Origin of the sequence: Pseudoalteromonas sp. MMG012, assembly GCF_018100875.1 — a bacterium.
In the GTDB taxonomy this organism is placed as follows: Bacteria; Pseudomonadota; Gammaproteobacteria; order Enterobacterales; family Alteromonadaceae; genus Pseudoalteromonas; species Pseudoalteromonas aurantia.
Genome location: NZ_JAGJEF010000228.1, coordinates 1 through 475, shown reverse-complemented (window position 1 = coordinate 475; position 475 = coordinate 1). Strand labels below are relative to the sequence as shown.

Sequence of the window (475 nt, the reverse complement as noted above, 5' to 3'; positions counted from 1 at the left end):
GAGTTTTAGAGAGCAAGGCTTGTTCCAAACCGCGCTTGATAATCGCAACGAACTACGGTTACGCAGTGATGACCCAAGCGGCGTAGTGCTCAACCCATTTGGTTGGGTGACGCATGTTAGCCGCAGCAAATCGGGCTATCTACATCGAGCAGGATTAACGTCTAACCTTGCTTGGCCGCACTTATTTAAAAATTACAGCATACGTGACTTAGCCGAGTTTTTAGAAATATATGGGCTACCCAGCAAAATTGGTAAATACCCCGCAGGCGCAAGCACCAAAGAAAAAGCCACATTGATGCGGGCAGTTTTATCAATCGGCCACAATGCAGGCGGCATAATACCGCGTGGCATGGAGATTGATTTTAAAGAAGCGGCCAAGGGCCAAGCCGACCCGTTTTTAAACTTTGTTGCGTGGTGTGAAAAAACCCAAAGTAAGGCATTGCTCGGTGGCACGCTAACAGGCCAAGCAGACGGC

At 48.8% G+C, this 475-nt stretch carries 1 protein-coding gene; it reads left to right on the top strand.

Features of this window, described 5'->3' with window-relative positions; translation table 11 throughout:
- Positions 1–475: DUF935 family protein (locus J8L97_RS23185; protein WP_211053083.1), on the top strand; the 475-nt coding region annotated here is incomplete at both ends.